Annotated in this window: 17 protein-coding genes and 1 tRNA gene; 2 read left to right on the forward strand and 16 right to left on the reverse strand. The window is 64.5% G+C overall.

Annotated features, from left to right (window positions below):
* Positions 1–131: 131 nt before the first annotated feature.
* From ICJ04_RS14010 to ICJ04_RS14020, 3 genes are all read right to left on the reverse strand, one after another.
* A complete protein-coding gene (locus tag ICJ04_RS14010; protein WP_223202901.1) occupies positions 132–848 on the reverse strand; it encodes a hypothetical protein in 717 nt (238 codons plus the stop codon).
* Between the two features lie 168 nt (positions 849–1,016).
* Positions 1,017–1,433 carry a BLUF domain-containing protein gene (locus tag ICJ04_RS14015; RefSeq protein WP_188324827.1) on the reverse strand — a complete coding sequence of 139 codons (417 nt, stop codon included), beginning with the start codon at positions 1,431–1,433 and terminating at the stop codon, positions 1,017–1,019.
* Between the two features lie 102 nt (positions 1,434–1,535).
* The gene (locus ICJ04_RS14020) at positions 1,536–1,703 is read right to left on the reverse strand and encodes a hypothetical protein (RefSeq protein WP_188324828.1); all 168 of its coding nucleotides are present in this window, start codon (positions 1,701–1,703) and stop codon (positions 1,536–1,538) included.
* Positions 1,704–2,010: 307 nt separating this feature from the next.
* On the opposite strand from ICJ04_RS14020, the gene ICJ04_RS14025 reads away from it, so the two are divergent.
* Positions 2,011–4,443: a membrane-bound PQQ-dependent dehydrogenase, glucose/quinate/shikimate family gene (locus ICJ04_RS14025; protein ID WP_188324829.1), complete on the forward strand. Its 2,433-nt coding sequence runs from the start codon at positions 2,011–2,013 to the stop codon at positions 4,441–4,443.
* Positions 4,444–4,709: 266 nt separating this feature from the next.
* Here ICJ04_RS14025 and ICJ04_RS14030 read toward each other — a convergent pair whose 3' ends face one another.
* Entirely contained in the window at positions 4,710–5,114 is a 405-nt protein-coding gene (locus tag ICJ04_RS14030; RefSeq protein WP_188324830.1) for a hypothetical protein, read from the reverse strand.
* Positions 5,115–5,691: 577 nt separating this feature from the next.
* On the opposite strand from ICJ04_RS14030, the gene ICJ04_RS14035 reads away from it, so the two are divergent.
* Positions 5,692–5,997: a helix-turn-helix domain-containing protein gene (locus ICJ04_RS14035; RefSeq protein ID WP_188324831.1), complete on the forward strand. Its 306-nt coding sequence runs from the start codon at positions 5,692–5,694 to the stop codon at positions 5,995–5,997.
* A gap of 148 nt (positions 5,998–6,145) precedes the next feature.
* On the opposite strand, the gene ICJ04_RS14040 is transcribed toward ICJ04_RS14035, so the two are convergent.
* From ICJ04_RS14040 to ICJ04_RS14095, 12 genes are all read right to left on the reverse strand, one after another.
* Positions 6,146–6,787 carry a BRCT domain-containing protein gene (locus ICJ04_RS14040; protein ID WP_188324832.1) on the reverse strand — a complete coding sequence of 214 codons (642 nt, stop codon included), beginning with the start codon at positions 6,785–6,787 and terminating at the stop codon, positions 6,146–6,148.
* Positions 6,788–7,420: 633 nt separating this feature from the next.
* Positions 7,421–7,495: transfer RNA gene (locus tag ICJ04_RS14045), tRNA-Val, on the reverse strand.
* Positions 7,496–7,561: 66 nt separating this feature from the next.
* Entirely contained in the window at positions 7,562–7,915 is a 354-nt protein-coding gene (locus ICJ04_RS14050; protein WP_188324833.1) for a PilZ domain-containing protein, read from the reverse strand.
* A complete protein-coding gene (locus tag ICJ04_RS14055; RefSeq protein ID WP_188324834.1) occupies positions 7,912–8,883 on the reverse strand; it encodes a DNA polymerase III subunit delta' in 972 nt (323 codons plus the stop codon). Before ICJ04_RS14055 ends, ICJ04_RS14050 begins: the two co-directional genes overlap by 4 nt.
* A complete protein-coding gene (gene tmk / locus ICJ04_RS14060; protein WP_188324835.1) occupies positions 8,880–9,545 on the reverse strand; it encodes a dTMP kinase in 666 nt (221 codons plus the stop codon). The genes ICJ04_RS14055 and tmk overlap by 4 nt, the downstream gene beginning before the upstream one ends.
* Positions 9,542–10,603: an endolytic transglycosylase MltG gene (gene mltG, locus ICJ04_RS14065; RefSeq protein WP_188324836.1), complete on the reverse strand. Its 1,062-nt coding sequence runs from the start codon at positions 10,601–10,603 to the stop codon at positions 9,542–9,544. Before mltG ends, tmk begins: the two co-directional genes overlap by 4 nt.
* Before the next feature lie 144 nt (positions 10,604–10,747).
* Positions 10,748–12,112 (reverse strand): aminodeoxychorismate synthase component I, encoded by a 1,365-nt coding sequence (locus ICJ04_RS14070; protein WP_188324837.1) that lies wholly within the window; start codon positions 12,110–12,112, stop codon positions 10,748–10,750.
* Between the two features lie 326 nt (positions 12,113–12,438).
* Entirely contained in the window at positions 12,439–13,701 is a 1,263-nt protein-coding gene (fabF, locus tag ICJ04_RS14075; protein ID WP_188324838.1) for a beta-ketoacyl-ACP synthase II, read from the reverse strand.
* A gap of 151 nt (positions 13,702–13,852) precedes the next feature.
* Complete coding sequence (acpP, locus tag ICJ04_RS14080) at positions 13,853–14,092, reverse strand: acyl carrier protein (protein WP_188324839.1); 240 nt, start codon at positions 14,090–14,092, stop codon at positions 13,853–13,855.
* A 151-nt stretch (positions 14,093–14,243) separates the two neighbouring features.
* On the reverse strand, positions 14,244–14,987 hold the full coding sequence (gene fabG / locus ICJ04_RS14085; protein WP_188324840.1) for a 3-oxoacyl-ACP reductase FabG: 744 nt from the start codon (positions 14,985–14,987) through the stop codon (positions 14,244–14,246).
* Between the two features lie 79 nt (positions 14,988–15,066).
* Positions 15,067–16,011, reverse strand: coding sequence for an ACP S-malonyltransferase (gene fabD, locus ICJ04_RS14090; protein ID WP_188324841.1), 945 nt, complete (start codon positions 16,009–16,011; stop codon positions 15,067–15,069).
* A gap of 272 nt (positions 16,012–16,283) precedes the next feature.
* A complete protein-coding gene (locus ICJ04_RS14095) occupies positions 16,284–17,066 on the reverse strand; it encodes a serine/threonine protein phosphatase (protein WP_188324842.1) in 783 nt (260 codons plus the stop codon).
* Between the last annotated feature and the right edge of the window lies 1 nt (position 17,067).

The raw sequence follows: 17,067 nt of genomic DNA on the forward strand, positions 1-17,067 counted from the left end.
CGCCGAACGATAGGGTTGCTGCCATTGCCACAGCGATCAGTTTCCTGCCCAGCGCCATGCCCTGCCCTCCCCAAACCGGATTGATGGCTCCAGTATTAGATCGATCTAGGCGGAATGCACGGTGCGCTGCATCAAGGGCGTTCGCCCGGTGACGCGAAGACAGTTTCGACAAACTCGTCATAGCCTGGCCTGACCGGAGAATCGGCGTGCTCGGAGAGCGCGAGGCGATCCCACAGCCCCTGCTCGAGCACGCGCGCGCGAAAACGTTGTTCGGGGGCCAGGTGATAGTCGATGAGGGTGCTCTGTGCGAAGCCCGCCTGATCGCCCGCCCGTGCCTGCAACATGTAGTACGCGTTTGCCATCGCGGGATCTTGATACCCCTCCACCAGCATGTGGATATCGCCTGCGGTCTTCAATGCATAGACGGAACCCGCCATGGCACTGCTCTCAAGCAGTTCAAGTACCTGAGCGCGTGGTGCGCCCTGCCGCGCGATGCGGTACGCATAGATTGCCTTGGCAGGCTCATTTCCGTTGTTGGCCAGATCCTGCAGCGTCGGCAGCGGCAGGCCACGCAGGCGCATCTCCACATCCACGCCCGGAAGACCGTGGCTGTCCAGCCACGCTGCGTCCGCCTCACTGATCGCAATTCCGGGCCGCGCCGGATCCCACGGATGGCCCTGGACCCAACCGTGCAGGCCCGGCTGCGTCTCACCTGCCAGCGGTAGCGTTGAGGCGCCGGGGGTCTGCACACGCCCAGCATCCGCTGACACGCCCGATGAAGCTTCACTGGCCGACATCGCATGTGTCGTACCGATTCTCTCAGCTGCCGCCTCGCGCTTGAAAAACACGCCCCATATCGCGACGGCCACGGCTAGCGTCCCCAGCAACCCATACCCTCTGAGGGCCATCGTCCCTGCACTCATTCCAAACTCCGTTGGTAACCCACGTCATGCGTTTCTATCGCACGCCCATGGAGTCGGGTCAATGTCGTGCAGGCTGATGAGGGTGGATAACCCTTATGCAGGATCCAGCCGGCGACTCACCACATCGAGCAGGTGATCCACCGCACCGGGACGATGGTGCCCCTGCAGGAAGCCGGACCAGTCAGCACGTGCGATGGACCCCAGCACCATGCTGTCCACATCGAACCGTTTGATCGGCCAGTGGCGGAACAACCGCTTTCCGGCCACCCCTTTGGCGACTTCGATGATGTTCGTATGGCGGCTGGCTTGCCGCACGCGTCCATACGCATCGGTGAGGCCCCTGGCAGGGCCTTCGAGATACTGCAGGAAGCGCCCACCGTCGAACAGCAACACGCTGCTGACATCGGCACCGCTGTTGAATGCTTCGGCATCGGATACCAGCGCCTGAAGCTCATGGGGGTCGATACGCTTGCTGACCCGGCTTGTGTACACCACAGCTTCCAAGGACATGAAACTCCTTGCGCTTCTGAGCGGCCTAAGCCAAGCCGGAAGCGTATCAGCTGAACGCATTCATATTTTTGATGGAAGCTGAATAGGGGTCCGAAGAGAGGCTTAGATTACCGACCCACCAAGCCGCTGAAACAGGGCGGACAACTCCCCGGCCTCGCTCCAGATAAACCAGAAAATCACAATCGCCGCGATGTAGCGAGCGTCGCGCTTTTTGATTCGGAATGCGTAGTAATCCGAAGCGTTCGATTTCCCTGTGTCGGTTCTGTCCATTGTCGTCGCTCCGCTTATTCAAAAGAAATAGCCCATAGCGGCTTCGACACGACCTGTTGTTTCGCCAACAACCCGCGTCCCTGCAAGCCGCCCGATGCTGCAAAACAATCGCACGAAACAGGGCCCAAATTCCATGCCCTCTTCACTCCGGCAGGCATAGCCTTGCACGGTCATGCGGAGAGGGCATGGCATCTGGCGCCATGCCTCTGTGCAAACCGCGCAGTTACCTGGCCATCGGTTCCCTCCACCACGCGCCGCAAGACGGTCCGGATGGGTCACAGGGACGTCCACCTCCCTCGGAATTAAAATGAACTCCTCGGAAAAACCCATCACTCGCGCAGGCAGGTGGCTGCTGTCACTGTTACTGGGCGCGTTCGGCCTGTACATGATCGGCGGCGGTATCTGGCTGATATCACTGGGCGGCAACTGGTATTACGCCATCGCCGGCGTACTCAGCCTGGCCAGCGCGATCGCCTTGGCACGCGGGCGACCATCGGCCTCGCTGTGGTTTGGCACCATGTTCCTGATCACCTTGGCGTGGACCATCTGGGAAGCCGGTACGCGTTACTGGGCGTGGGTGCCGCGCTTTGCGCTGGTGCTGGTCTTTGCCATTGCGTTCTCACTGCTGCTGCCCACGCTGCATGCGCGCATCAGCCGCCGCAAGGCCGGTGCAGTGACCGGCGTGCTGGTGGCGGGTTTCCTGGTGGCCACTGGACTGGCATTCGTGCCGCACGGCGTAACCGAAGCAGACAACGTGCCCGCCATCGCTGGCAACGTGTTCGAAGCCGGTACCGGCGAAGGCACCGACAGTGCACTGCCCTCCTCCGATTGGCCCAGCTACGGCGGCAACCAGGCCACCATGCGTTATTCGCTGGCCAGTCAGATCACCCCTGAAAACGTAAAGAATCTGAGCGTTGCCTGGACCGCGGAAGTCGGCAAGACACCCACAGATTCGCGCTGGGGTGTACAGAACACGCCGCTGAAAATCGGCGATTCGCTGTTCGTCTGCGGTTATCTCAACACGGTGACCGCACTGGACGCCGCCACCGGCAAGACCAAGTGGACCTTCGACCCCGGCGTAACCTCCAAGGCCGTGCCGTATACCCCGGCCTGCCGCTCGCTGGCTTATTTCGCAGAGCCCGCCGCCGCGCCCACCACCGACGTCGCCGCCACCGGGGGTGCGTGCGCGGCCCGCATCATCGTGGGCACACTGGACGCACGGATCATCGAACTGGATGCACGTGACGGCAAGCGTTGCGCATCCTTCGGCAACAATGGCGAAGTGAAGCTGACCGAAGGCATGGGCGAGGTCTACCAAGGCTACGTGGCCATCACCTCCGCTCCCGTCGTGGTGCGCGATACGTTGATCGTTGGCCACACCACCATCGACGGCCAGCGCGCGTACGGCCCGTCCGGCGTAACCAAGGCGTACGACGTGCGCACCGGTAAGCCGAAGTGGGCGTGGGACGCTGCAACGCCGATGGATACGGCACCGCGTACCGGCACGGACGTCTACAAGCGCGGTTCGCCGGATGTGTGGAGCTCGTTCACCGGCGACAACAAGCTGGGCCTGGTCTACCTGCCGGTGGCCAATGCGTCGGGTGATTACTATTCCTCCGAGCGCACACCCGAAGAGCTGAAGTATTCGCCGTCGCTGACTGCGCTGGACGTGGAAACCGGCCAGCCGCGCTGGACCTTCCAGAACACGCACGACGATGTGTGGGACAACGATCCGGGCTCACCGCCTACGTTGTTCGATTATCCGCAGGCCGATGGCACGCGCGTGCCGGCCGTGATCTTCCCGACCAAGAGCGGTGACGTGTACGTGCTCAACCGCGAGACCGGCAAGCCGCTGTTCCCGGTGGAAGAACGCGCTGTCCCGCAGGGTGGGTTCGAGCCGGCTGCGCGCTCGAAAACGCAGCCGTTCTCACTGTTCAACAGCCTGGCCAAGGGTGACATGACGCCGGAGAAAACCTGGGGCCTGACGCCGCTGGATCAGCTGGCGTGCCGTATCCAGTACCACCAGGCGGATTATCGCGGTCAGTACACCCCGCCCAGCGTGGACAAGCCGATCATCAATTATCCCGGCTACAACGGTGGATCGGATTGGGGTGGCGTCGCGCTGGATCCGGCCCGTGGCCTGATCATCGCCAACTACAACGACATGCCGAACTACACCCGTCTGGTGACGCGTGCAGAGGCTGACAAGAAGGGCTGGAAGGCGCCGCAGATCATCAATGATCCGGGCTACAAGGCACACGGCGAAGGCGACGGCGATCCCCAGGAAGGGCTGCCGGTTGCGGTGGACGTCAACGCTGGCTGGCAGATGAAGTTCACCGGCATGCTGTGCAAGGAACCCCCGTACGGCGGCATCCGCGCGATCGACGTCCGCGACGGCCGCACCGTGTGGGACCGCCCGTTGGGCACCGCCCGCAAGAACGGACCGTTCGGTCTGCCGACTGGCCTGCCGATCGTCATCGGTACACCGAACAACGGTGGCTCGGTGGTGACCAAATCCGGCTTGGTGTTCATCGCCGCAGCCACTGATGACCTGATCCGCGCCATCGACATCACCACCGGCAAGACCGTGTGGTCGGCCCCGCTGCCCGCCGGCGGCCAAGCCATGCCGATGATCTACGAAGAAGGCGGCCGGGAGTACCTGGTGATCACCGCAACGGGACACCACTTCATGCATACCCCGCGCGGCAATTACGTGGTGGCGTACGCGCTGCCCAAGTAAGCAGGTAACGGGGTCGCATCCCAACGGATGCGGCCCCGTCTGCGTTTTGGCTTCCGGCTACGCCTCAACTTGCGGTAATGACGGCCGCTGGCCATCCCAGCTTTCGGTAGTGACGGCCGCTGGCCGTCCCGCTTCCCGCGAGCCAGCGACACCCCTCAGATTCCATGCCACCAAGGCATCGCAACCAGCATCTACGGCGCGTCGGTGACGCGCTCTGGATCAGGCCACGCGTGCGCCCGCTTTCGAACTGGACGGTGAGGAACCCGTCATCGCAGGGACAACTGCGTGCCTGCCGATGCCTTGATCAACTCGCGTCCGGCGATCAGCAACCCCTCCAGCAGATGATCACCCAACAGTGTGCCGTCATCGCCATCGCGCCGCGCTATCTGTTCGGCATGGAGAATCTCCAGCGCTGCATCCAGTGCCTGCATCACGCGCAGGGGAACGGCGACCTTGCCGTGCCGCTCCAGGTCCTCGAAGCACGGGGTTACGGCGGCCCGCGCAGCGGGCACGACCATTCGACTGCTGAGATGACCTACCACGGGCGTCAGCCGCTCGAACTCCTGCAGCCGACGCTCCAGCTTTGCAATGAAACAGGACGGCACGTCGTGGATCTGCTCGCCCAGCAGCGCCGCCACGCGCGCGCTGCCCAAAGGCTGTTCGGCTGTCATCGATAGGACCTCGCATGCGTTGAGACCACCCGCGCGAGGGCGCAAGGTGGCGGGCGATGCGGGTTGCCATACCGGAGAAGAAATCGAGAAACCGGCGGATCAGGGATCCCCCGCACCGCCCGCCATGTAACCGGAGGGCAGCGCAGTGCATTCTCCGCCGTGCCCCGAGGGCAGAACAGAGCTTCACTGATTTCTTCTGACAGGATGGCAATCCCGGCTGCCACCCCGTGGCGACAGCGTGGCTATCGTGCGCAGCGGTAAGTGCCTGCGTCCATGAGGAAAGTTGGGAAGTGGGTGTTTCGGATTCGTGCCCATCGCATCAGGTCGAATCGACGCATTTCCCCTGGACTCGACCTTTCCTCGCAAAGGCGCTGAGAGGGCGTGTTCATTGGCACGAGGAGCATGCGACACGCAACAAGGCTGAGGAGGCTCGACATCCATGGCCCGACCTACGCAAGCTTCCGCAGACCCAACAACCCGGCACACGTGGGCTGGACTGAAAATCCTTACGATCGTGGGGAAAATCACCCGCCGACGTCGATGAAGCTGAAAATCCGCACGATCGCAAGGATTCCCGATGAAGATAAGGCTGCACCGACCCGAGGATCTAGGACCCTTGGTGCGCGCCACGCGCAAGCAGCAAGGCATGCGGCAGGATTACGCCGCTGAAGGAATCGGCGTCAGCGAGAACTTCCTCGCCAAAGTGGAACGTGGCGGCGGCACCGTTCAGTGGGAGAAGCTCTTCACCGTGCTGACTGAGCTCGGCCTGCACGTCGTGATCGACGTGCCGGATGCGGTAATGGCGTCCGTGGAGAGCAAGACCGGGACGAAGCTTCGAAGACGGCAACCGTATAAAAGTCGCACGCATGGGATCGATACTTGATTGCGCAGCGCCGCTAGACAATCAGCCCGAGCCTATCCGTTAATAACTACAATGAGATCGCCTTCAGTCTTGCAGCATTCTCACAGCAGTGGTCACTGGTACTTTCGCGGGGGCTTGGCTTGTCGCCTGCGGCGGGCGCTTCAGCTTATCAACTCAGACCTGCTGACCAATGACGTTCGGCGACAATCGATATGGGAAGCCCCTGACTACGAAGGTCGATGGTCGCTTGAATTTTGCGACCAGCATTGCTGTTGATCCAGTCCCTGGACCCCAAGTCACCAATAATCAGATAGTTCATCTTTCGTGAGACATTACTCGCGACACGTCCTCCCTGCGCCTCAATTACCGAATGCACCTCTCGGCGCGTCCCGTAGGAGAACGTACCCGTCACCAAGAAGGTCTTCTCCGGATAGAAAATGGTGGGCTCTGGAATACAGAGTGGGAGTGAGGTGGAAACCGATGCAGCGCCGTTCTCAGGGTCCGACACTTCTCCGCCGACGAAGCGGATAAGCGTGTCATGCAGGTCGCCAGACTCGTCGAGGTCTATGAAGCCATCGCTGAGAATGTCAGCGAGCAGGCTGTAAAGACGATCAAACGGATATTCACCGATGAACTCGGAGTTCCGTTCTATCCATCCTTTTAGAAATTCGGCCTCTTGCTGGGACACGTGTCCGTCGGCAAGCAGGCCCCTACAGATGCCTACCATCTCGTCAGTGGTTCGATCCAAACGCCGCGAAGAGGTGATCCTGGCGGCAGGCGCCTTACCGGCATCATGCAAACTATTATTCATCCCTGACTCCCTGTTTACCTTGAGCGACGAGTTGTTTGAGACAGGCCTTCAAGCACCCAGTCAGGGATAGTACTGACGCCAATCCTTGACGATTTGATCTTATTCCGGCACGGATGTTCCAGCAAGCAGCGTGAGATCGGTGGCGAACGTGACGGCCCCGACTGGAGACGGCGCCTGCGTGCCATGACGCGAAATTTGCTTTTTAGCGGGACATCCTGCCGACATAGGAGCTGAGATGCACGGCCACAGGAGAGTCTGCGGGCATCCTCAAATCATGTCACCCTGTCTCGTCTGCAGTGCGGCCGGCGAGAATGTCAGTCTGATTAACCGGAAGACAAGTTCGACGGTCAATATCATTCGTTAGCGGTCACAGCGCCTGGCTGAGGCGCCTGGATGTAGAGAAGCCAGCGTCGATCAAGGCACAGGCCCTTATCGATAGCCAAGTTACGCATCTCCGGTGATTAGACGTGCTGCCAGTCCGTGGATCGGTTAACGGGCTCAATACGACAGGCGCTTCAGCCGACCTTTCTGCGAAACAACTAACTCTTGGGATGCCGTGCCGGGTGATCTGCAGACCCCAGCCCCACAGACACAAAAAAGCCCCCGTTTCCGGAGGCTTTTTCGACTGAATCATGGTGGGCGGTACAAGGTTCGAACTTGTGACCCTTGCCGTGTGAAGGCAATGCTCTACCGCTGAGCTAACCGCCCGATGCTGCTGAGCCGCTCATTATAGGAACTTTTCCGAGAGCGTCAACACTTTTCACATCGCCGATTTCACATCGTGTGCGTCGGCTTTTCCGACGTGGTCAGACCCGCCAGCAGCGTCTCGATCTTGTGCCGCACGCTCTCCCCTTCCTGGCCGTCTGCCAGCTGCACGCCGATGCCCGCCGTGCGATTGCCCTGCGCTCCGGCCGGGGTCACCCAGATCACCTTGCCAGCCACCGGCAGGCGCTCGCTGGAATCGGGCAGGGTCAGCAGCAGGAACACTTCATCACCCAGGAAGTAGCGCTTGGGCGTAGGCACGAACACGCCGCCATTCTTCACGAACGGCATGTAGGCGCTGTACAGCGCGGCCTTGTCCTTGACGGCAAGGGACAGGATGCCCTGTCGGGCGTTGGTGGCACTCATCGATTACCCCTTGGGTGCTGCCGTTCGTTGACCTTGTTCCAGGCCAGCAACAGTTCCACCACGGCCAAGTCCGCGCGCACGGTGGTGCGCAGCAGGTCGCGGGTCCGGTTGGCAGCGTCGAACCAGGCTGCCAGCTTGTGCAATCGCTCCGGCGCGGTCAAGCCATCGCTGCTGGCCTGGGCCAGCGCGAGGTCCGCCGCGAAGCGCAGACGCAACGCCGCATCGTCATCGCCGGTCCATTTCTGCGCCAGCGCTACGGCTCCGGTGCGGCCGGCAGCCAGCTGCTCCAGGTCCTTGGTGACTTCGCGGCGCAGCTCCAGCCCCTCTTCGCGCAGCCAGGAATCGGCCAGCCCGGGGTGGCCGCGCGCGGCGTCCAGCGCTTCAAGGGCGTCGATTTCACGGTGCCCCTGCTGTTGCAGCCAGGCCAGCGCTTCTTCGCGCGGCGGCAGCTTGAACTCCAGCCGCTGGCAGCGACTACGCACGGTCTGTGGCAGCCGAGCCGGGTCGCTGCTCACCAGCCACAGGTAGCGGCCGGGCTGCGGTTCTTCCAGGGTCTTCAGAAGCGCATTGCAGGCCGCGCGGTTGATCGCATCGGCGGGATCCACGATGACCACCTGCGCGACGCCATATTGCGGGGTCAACGAGAGCTTCTGGCCGATCTCGCGCACCTGTTCGATGACGATCTCGGTGCGCAGCTTGTCGCCGCTTTTGTTGGGAATGAAGCTGATGATCTGCAGGTCCGGGTGGGTGCCGGCGGCAATCAGCTGCCGGGTACGCTCGGCCTGCGGGCCGCCGCCCTGGCTCAGCACGTGCAGCGCCAACGCATCGACCACGGCACGCTGCCCCAGCCCGGCCGGTCCGCAGATCAGCAAGCCATGGCCCAAGCGCCCGGCATCCAGTGCCGCAATCATCTGGTCGTAGGCGCGCTGCTGCCACGGTGAGAATCCGTGGAGGGGTGTCGTGCTCATGCGCGCTCCTGTTCCTGCAGCCACTGCTCAACGCGCGCCACCACATCGGCAGCGACGCGGTCCTGCGGCTGGCTGGCATCGATCAGCGCGAAGCGCTGTGCATCGTGGCGGGCGCGGTCGCGAAAGACTTCACGTACGCGCTGGAAGAAATCATCCTGCTCGTTTTCGATGCGGTCCGGCCACATGTCGCGGCTGTTGGCGCGTGCGCGGCCTACATCCACATCCACGTCGAGCAGCAGCGTCAGCCCGGGCAGCAGGCCGACCACGCGGCGCTCCAGATCGGCGATCCAGTCGGCCTCCAACCCGCGGCCACCGCCTTGGTAGGCATAGCTGGAATCGGTGAAACGATCCGTCACCACGTAGGCGCCGCGCTGCAGGGCCGGCTGGATGATCTGGCGCACGTGCTGTGCGCGTGCAGCGAACACCAGCAGCAGCTCGGCCTCGGCACTCAGCGGTTCGTCGGCGATGTCGGCGTCGGGCTTGAGCACGATGGCGCGGATGCGTTCGGCCAGAGGCGTGCCGCCGGGTTCGCGGGTCAGCACGACCTCGTGTCCGCGCGCGCGCAGGGCGGCGTGGATGGCATTGATGGCGGTGGTCTTGCCAGCGCCCTCGCCGCCTTCCAGGCTGACGAAACGCGGGTGGCGCAGTAGCGCGGAACTCATTGCGCCGGGGTCTCCTTGCTGCGGTTCTGGCGCAACTGCTGCAGGTAACGCGCTACGGCCACGTTGTGCTCTGCATAGCTGGCCGAAAAAATGTGCGCGCCACTGCCATCGCCCACCGCGACGAAGTACAGCGTGTTGCCGGGCGCCGGCTGCGCGGCCGCATTGAGTGCATCACGGCTGGGCATGGCGATCGGGGTCGGCGTCAGGCCGGTGCGGGTATAGGTGTTGTACGGCGTGTCGGTGGTCAGATGCACGCGGCGGATGTTGCCGTCGTAGGCCGGGCCGATGCCGTAGATCACCGTGGGGTCGGTCTGCAGGCGCATGCCCATTTTCAGGCGACGGGCGAACACCCCCGCGATCTGCGGACGCTCGCTGGCCAGGGCCGTTTCTTTCTCGATGATCGAGGCCAGGGTGAGCAGTTCGTACGGCGAATTGATCGGCAGGTCGGCGGCGCGATTTTCCCAAGCCTCGGTGAGGGCCTTCTCCATGGCGGCATGCGCACGCTTGAGGACGTCCAGATCCGTGTCGCCGCGCTGGTAGACGTAGGTTTCCGGCAGGAAACGGCCTTCCGGGTGCTCGCCGCCGAAGCCGAGGCGCTGCATCAGCGCGCTGTCGTCGAGATCATCGGTGGTGTGCACCAGCGGCGTAGCGCGCTTGAGTGCGGCGCGCACCTGGCGGATGTTCCAGCCTTCGATGATCGTCAGGCGGTGCTGCAGCACGCGTCCTTGGCGCATGCGCAGCAACAGCTCGCGCGGAGTCAGCGACGCGTCAAGCGCGTACTCGCCCACTTTCAGCTTGCCGGCAGCATCGAGCTGGCGCGCGAGCAGTTGCCACTGCGCGTCCTGGCCTTCGTCCACGCCGGCGGTGCGCAGCTTGCCGAGCACGGTGTTGAAGCCATCGCCGCTGGCGATGACCATGCTCTCCTCGCTGGGGGTCAGCGGGGTATCGGCGAATTGGCGTTGTTCGTAGTAGAACCAGGCCCCGGCACCAACTGCGATGGCGCCCAGGATGATCAGCGTACCTACGACAAACAGACACCCGCGCTTGGCTGCCGCCATGGATTACCTCGGGATTTGAATCAGGAGAGCAGGATACCGCGAACGTGCAGGCCGAGCCGTGCGCGGCGTGAGCGACGCCGGGGCAACGGCTGACGGCCAGCGGCCGTCACTACCGGGTCAAGCGGCCGTCGTTACTGGGTGCGGTCAGCCGGTCTGGCCGAGGGCGCGCATCAGGCCGCGGGCCTTGGCCCGGGTTTCGTCGAGTTCTTTGTCGGGCTCCGAATCGACGACGATGCCGGCGCCGGTGCGGAAGCTGACCTCGTGGCCGTCCACTTCGGCGGTACGGATCAGGATGTTCAGGTCCAGGTCGCCGTCGCGGTTCAACCAGCCGAAGGCGCCGGTGTAGGCACCGCGTGACACCTGCTCCAGTTCGCTGATGATCTGCATGCAGCGGACCTTGGGGCAGCCGGTGATGGTGCCGCCGGGGAAGGTGGCCGCGATCACCTGGCCGGGCGTTACCTCCGCACGCAGCTGGCCGCTGACGTTGCTGACGATGTGGTGCACGTGGGCATAGCTTTCCACGGTCATCAGTTCGTCCACCACCACGCTGCCGGGGGTGCAGATGCGGCCCAGGTCGTTGCGCTCCAGGTCGATCAGCATCACGTGTTCGGCGCGCTCTTTGGGGTGGCCGACGAGCTCCTGGATGCGGGCGGCATCGTCGTCGCCATCAAAGCGCGGACGGGTGCCGGCGATCGGGCGGGTCTGGGCATGGCCACCGTGCACCGATACCAGCCGTTCGGGCGATGAGCTGACCACGTGGCGGCCGTGGCCGGTGAACAGGCCGGCGAACGGCGCGGGGTTGGCGCGGCGCAATTGGGCGTACAGCGCCTGCGGGCTCACCGGCTCGGCGAAGCGTGCGCACCAGCGCCGCGACAGGTTTACCTGGAACACGTCGCCGGCACGCAGGTAGTCGATGATCCGCCGCACGCCGTCGGTGAAACGGATGGGCGCGTCTTCTTCGACGCTGACGGGCGGTTGCCAGCCCTCCCCTGCTTCGGCTTGCGGCTGCGTCAGCTGCGCGCGCAGGGCCTCCAGCACCGCTTCCTGGCCGGCTTCGGCGATCAGGTGGCTTCGCCCTTGCTGGTGGTCGTGCAGCACCGCGGCGCGGCAGCGCAGGGCCAGCGCGGTGGGCTGGCCGTCGGTACGCGCCATCGGCGGCAGCACGGTTTCGATCTGGCTGGCCACTTCGTAGTCCAGCAGCAGCGCCCAGCCACCGCGGAACGGCAGGCTGCGGTCGGTGGACGACGGGAGACGCTCGGCGTGCCACGCGCCGTCCAGGGCGTCGAGGAAGCTGCCGTCGCGCGCGCGGCCGTGGTGGTCGCGGGTGACGCCGTCGGCGTCCAGACGCAGGTATTCCTCGCTGGCGACCAGCAGCAGGTCCCAGCGGCCTTGGGCGGTGCCCGATGCCGTGGATTCCATGAGCAAGGGGAACCGCGCCGGGTCGGCCTGCTGCAGGGCGAGCAGATCGACGGGGGTGCTCAGGGACTGGATCAGGATCGGATCGGGCATGGCGCGGAAGCCTGAGCGTGGGGTCGGATCGGGCATGGTGCGGAAGCCTGAGCCTGGAGTCGAATCGGGCATGCTGCGGAAGCCGGAGCCTGGAGTCGGATCGGGCATGCTGCGGAAGCCTGAGCCTGGAGTCGGATCGGGCATGCCGCGGAAGCCTGAGCCTGAGGGTAGCGCCGAGCCATGCTCGGCGAGCGAAGCGGTAGTTGTCACACCGAAGGCTACGGCAGCCGACTGAAGTCGGCTCTACCAGGGCCGGGCGGTGGCGGCCGCCCTGCGGGCTACGGCAGCCGACTGAAGTCGGCTCTACCGGAGCCGGGCGGTCGCGCTCAGGCGCGTTTGAACACCAGGGTGCCGTTGGTGCCGCCGAAGCCGAAGCCGTTCGACATCACCACGTCGACCTTGGCCTGGCGCGCTTCGTTGGGCACGTAGTCCAGGTCGCAGCCTTCGCCCGGCTGGTGCAGGTTGATGGTCGGCGGGATCACGCCGTCCTGCAGGGCCAGCACGGAGAAGATGGCTTCCACGCCGCCGGCGGCGCCGAGCAGGTGGCCGGTCATCGACTTGGTGGAGCTGACCAGCATCTTGTAGGCGTGGTCGCCGAAGGCGGTCTTCATCGCCATGGTCTCGCCCAGGTCGCCCAGCGGCGTGGAGGTGCCGTGCGCGTTGAGGTAACCGATCTGATCCGGGTTGACGCCCGCGTCCTTCATGGCCGCGACCATGCAGCGCGCGGCGCCTTCGCCGCTCTCTGCCGGGGCGGTCATGTGGTACGCATCAGAGCTGGCACCGAAGCCGGCCAGTTCGCAGTAGATCTTCGCGCCGCGTGCCTTGGCGTGCTCGTACTCTTCCAGGATCAGGATGCCGGCGCCATCGCCCAGCACGAAGCCATCGCGGTCCTTGTCCCACGGGCGCGACGCTTCGGTCGGGGCATCGTTGCGGGTGGACATGGCCTTCATCGCGCAGAAGCCGCCCAGTGCGGTCGGCGAAGAGCCACGCTCGGCGCCACCGGCGACCATCACGTCGGCATCGCCGTACTGGATCATGCGCATCGCGGTGCCGATGGAATGGTTCGACGTGGCGCACGCCGACACCGCCGAGAACGACGGGCCCTTCAGGCCGGCAATGATGCTCAGCTGGCCCGGCAGCATGTTGATGATCGTCTTCGGCACGTAGAAGGGCGAGATCTTCTTGCCTTCGTGGAAGTCGATGGTCTGTTCTTCAATGCCCAGCAGGCCGCCGATGCCGGCGCCGACGATGGCGCCAATGCGCTCGGCATTGCCTTCGTTGATCTCAAGACCCGAATCGGCCAGCGCCATGAACGATGCGCCGAGGCCGTAGTGGATGAAGGGATCCATCTTCTTCGCGTCCTTGCCGGACACGCGGTACTTGCCGAACAGTTCGTTGTCGGCGGTGATGTCGAAATCCTTGACCTCACCTGCAATCTTGGTGGTGAAACGGTCCAGGTAGGAGTCTGCAACGTGGGTCAGCGGGCCGATGCCCGAACGGCCCTCGGTGATACCTTGCCAGCTGCTGGCCAGGTCATTGCCCAGTGGCGAAACCATGCCCATGCCGGTAACGACGACGCGACGCTTCATTGCTCTCTCCTGACCCGAAGGTGGTGCGGGTATGACGCGGGGTGGTGCTCAGTTTGTGGAACCATGCAAACACACAGGGCCGCATGCGCGGCCCCATGGAGTGCCGTGCGCGGGTACGGGCAGGCCGTCTCCGCGCACCAGCGGCCGTACATCAGTTCTTGATGTGTGCCTTGACGTAGTCGATCGCCGCCTGGACGGTGGTGATCTTCTCCGCTTCTTCGTCCGGGATTTCGCACTCGAACTCTTCTTCCAGCGCCATCACCAGTTCAACGGTGTCCAGCGAATCGGCACCCAGGTCATCGACGAACGATGCGGTGGTGACGACTTCTTCTTCCTTGACGCCAAGCTGTTCGACGACGATTTTCTTGACGCGTTCTTCGATGGTGCTCATGGGGTATCGCTCCAGATGGAGTAGTGGTTCAAAAAAGACGCCATCGGTGGCGATGGCCGTGGGATAGTGTAGTGGAAACCGGCAGCGCCTTGCATGCTTGCAAAATGCGATCCAGATCAACCACTTGCGGCGCGGTCCGTGCGCCCGGTGCTTACGGCATGTACATGCCGCCGTTCACATGGAGGGTTTCTCCGGTGATGTAGTTTGCCGCCGGGCTGGCCAGGAAGGCCACCGCATGGGCGATATCCTCCGGCGAACCCAGGCGTTCCAGGGCGATGTTGCCTACCAGCGCAGCGCGCGCTTCGTCCGGCAATGCCTTGGTCATATCGGTATCGATGAAGCCAGGCGCGACGACATTGACGGTCACACCGCGCGAGCCGATCTCCTTGGCCAGCGACTTGGAGAAGCCGATGATGCCGGCCTTCGCCGCGGCGTAGTTGGCCTGGCCGGCATTGCCGGTCACACCCACCACCGAGGCGATGTTGATGATGCGGCCCTTGCGGGCCTTCATCATGCCGCGCATGACGGCCTTGCTGGTGCGGAACACGCTGGTCAGGTTGGTGTCGATGATCGACGCCCAGTCCTCTTCCTTCATGCGCATCAGCAGGTTGTCGCGGGTGATGCCGGCGTTGTTGACCAGGATGCTGATCGCGCCGAATTCCTTGGCGATGTCGGCCAGCACGGCGTCCAGCGCAGCGGCGTCGGTGACGTTCAGCGCGCGGCCATGGCCACCTTGTGCCGCCAGACGCTCGCCGATGGCGGCAGCGCCGGAATCGGTGGTGGCCGTGCCGATCACCGTGGCGCCCTGGGCGGCCAGCAGATCGGCGATGGCGGCACCGATACCGCGGCTTGCGCCGGTGACCAGTGCGATTTCACCCTGCAGGGGCTTGCTCATGATGGAGTCCTCGAAACAGTTCGGTAACCCGCGCACGGCCCTGCCAGGACGGCACGGCTCGGCGGGTAACGGGAAGGGGTCAGGCCGACCATGCCTCACGGGCGGCTTCAACGTCGCCCGGGGTAGCCAGCGAACGGCCGTCGATGGTCTTATCGATACGCTTGATCAGGCCAGTCAGCACCTTGCCCGGGCCACATTCGGCAATGCGGGTGACGCCGCGTGCGGCCAGCGCCTGCACGCAGCCCGTCCACTGCACCGGCTGGTACAACTGCTGCACCAGCGCTTGGGCGATGGCTTCCACGCCGTCATGCACCTTGGCATCCACGTTCTGCACCACCGGCAAGCGCGGCGCCTGCCAGGCCAGGCCGCGCATGGTTTCGGCCAGGCGGTTGGCAGCTTCGCGCATCAACGGGGTATGCGAGGGCACGCTGACGGCCAGCTTGACCGCCTTGCGCACGCCCTTTTCAGCGAGCAGCGCCAGCGCGCGATCCACTGCAGCGGCGTCGCCCCCGATCACGATCTGGCCGGGCGAGTTGTAGTTGGCCGGCACCAGCACCTGGCTGCCAGCGGCTTCGGCACAGACCTCCAGCACCAGGGCGTCTTCGGCGCCGAGCACGGCAGCCATGGCACCCACGCCGGCCGGCGCGGCTTCCTGCATCAGTTGGCCACGCAGGCGCACCAGGTGGGCACCGTCGTGCAGGCTCAGCGCCCCAGCGGCAACCAGCGCGGTGTACTCACCCAGGCTGTGGCCGGCCAGCACGGCAGGCTGTGCGCCGCCGAGGGCCTGCCATGTGCGCCACACCCCGATGCTGCCCGCCAACAGGGCCGGCTGGGTGTACTCGGTGCGGTTGAGCATTTCCTCCGGGCCACCCTGGGACAGCGCCCACAGGTCGACACCGGCGCCATCGGATGCTTCGCTGAACGCCTCACGCACCTGCGGGTGCAGCTCAGCCAACTCGGCCAGCATGCCCACAGACTGGGAGCCCTGGCCGGGGAACACGAACGCAAGAGTGGAATCGGTCACGCGGTCATCCGCTTGGTTTAATCGAAGCAGGCCATGATAAAGGCGATTGCCGTCGGCCGTCTGTACGTGCGCGTATGCAGGGGGGCGCACCGGGGCACGGGCGGGAGCTCGCAGGTGGTTGCGCCGAGCTGTGCTCGGCGGAATGTGTGCGGCGCGCGGGAGGTAAGGCAGCCGACTGAAGTCGGCTCTACCCTCGGCTCTGCCGGGAGGTCGGCTCGGCGGAATGAGTGCGGCGGGGGGTAGTGACGGCCGTAGGCCGCCAGCCCGGTCGGTCAGGTCAGCAGTTCAAGCAGGTCCAGGTGGCCGTCGGCCAACCAGTCCACGCACACCATCAGCACCATCAGCACGCCCAGCGTGGTGGCCCCGTGCACGATCAGGATGGCGTTGGCCAGCGCACGCGCCGAGCGACCCAGCTTCTTGCTGGCCTTGGCGACGTGCTGCAGGCGGCCGGTCACCGCATGCGCATGCTCACGCACGGGTTCGTTCGCGCCGTCCATCGCCGCGGCCATCAACGCCTGCAACTGCTGCGGCCGGTCAGCGTAATACTTGGCCACGCCGTAGCCGAACATCAGCCAGTCACGGGCCTGCGCCTGCGCCAGGTCCATCACTTCCAGCGGATCTTCTTCGAAATCAATGAAGCCGACACGCTCGCCATCCCAGGTGAGATTGCGCGGCAGCGGTTGACCGAAGTAAGCACCTTGCGCATGCGCGTCCGCCATGGCCTGCATCGCAGCAGCCACCAGCCGATCACGACCGGCGTCATCGGCTTCTCGCAGACAGGTATTGAACGAGCTGCCGTTATCGCCCAGCACCAGCGCGGCGTGGCCAGTGCCCAGCACAGCGGGTACGTTCACCCCTTGCGCCTGCAACTCACCCAACCGACGCGCCTCGGTACGCGCAGCGGCATCACCCCCGCGGTGCGGCGGCGGGCGCAGTGCATCCAGATGGAAGCGATTGGCGACGAAATTGAGCAGGCCCAGCGCAACAGCGCGACTGCCTTCCCCGTACTGTTTCAGCCAGGCGCGCTGGCCTTCGAGGGTGATGGGTTCGACCACG

This window comes from Stenotrophomonas sp. 169, assembly GCF_014621775.1.
Taxonomy (GTDB): Bacteria; Pseudomonadota; Gammaproteobacteria; order Xanthomonadales; family Xanthomonadaceae; genus Stenotrophomonas.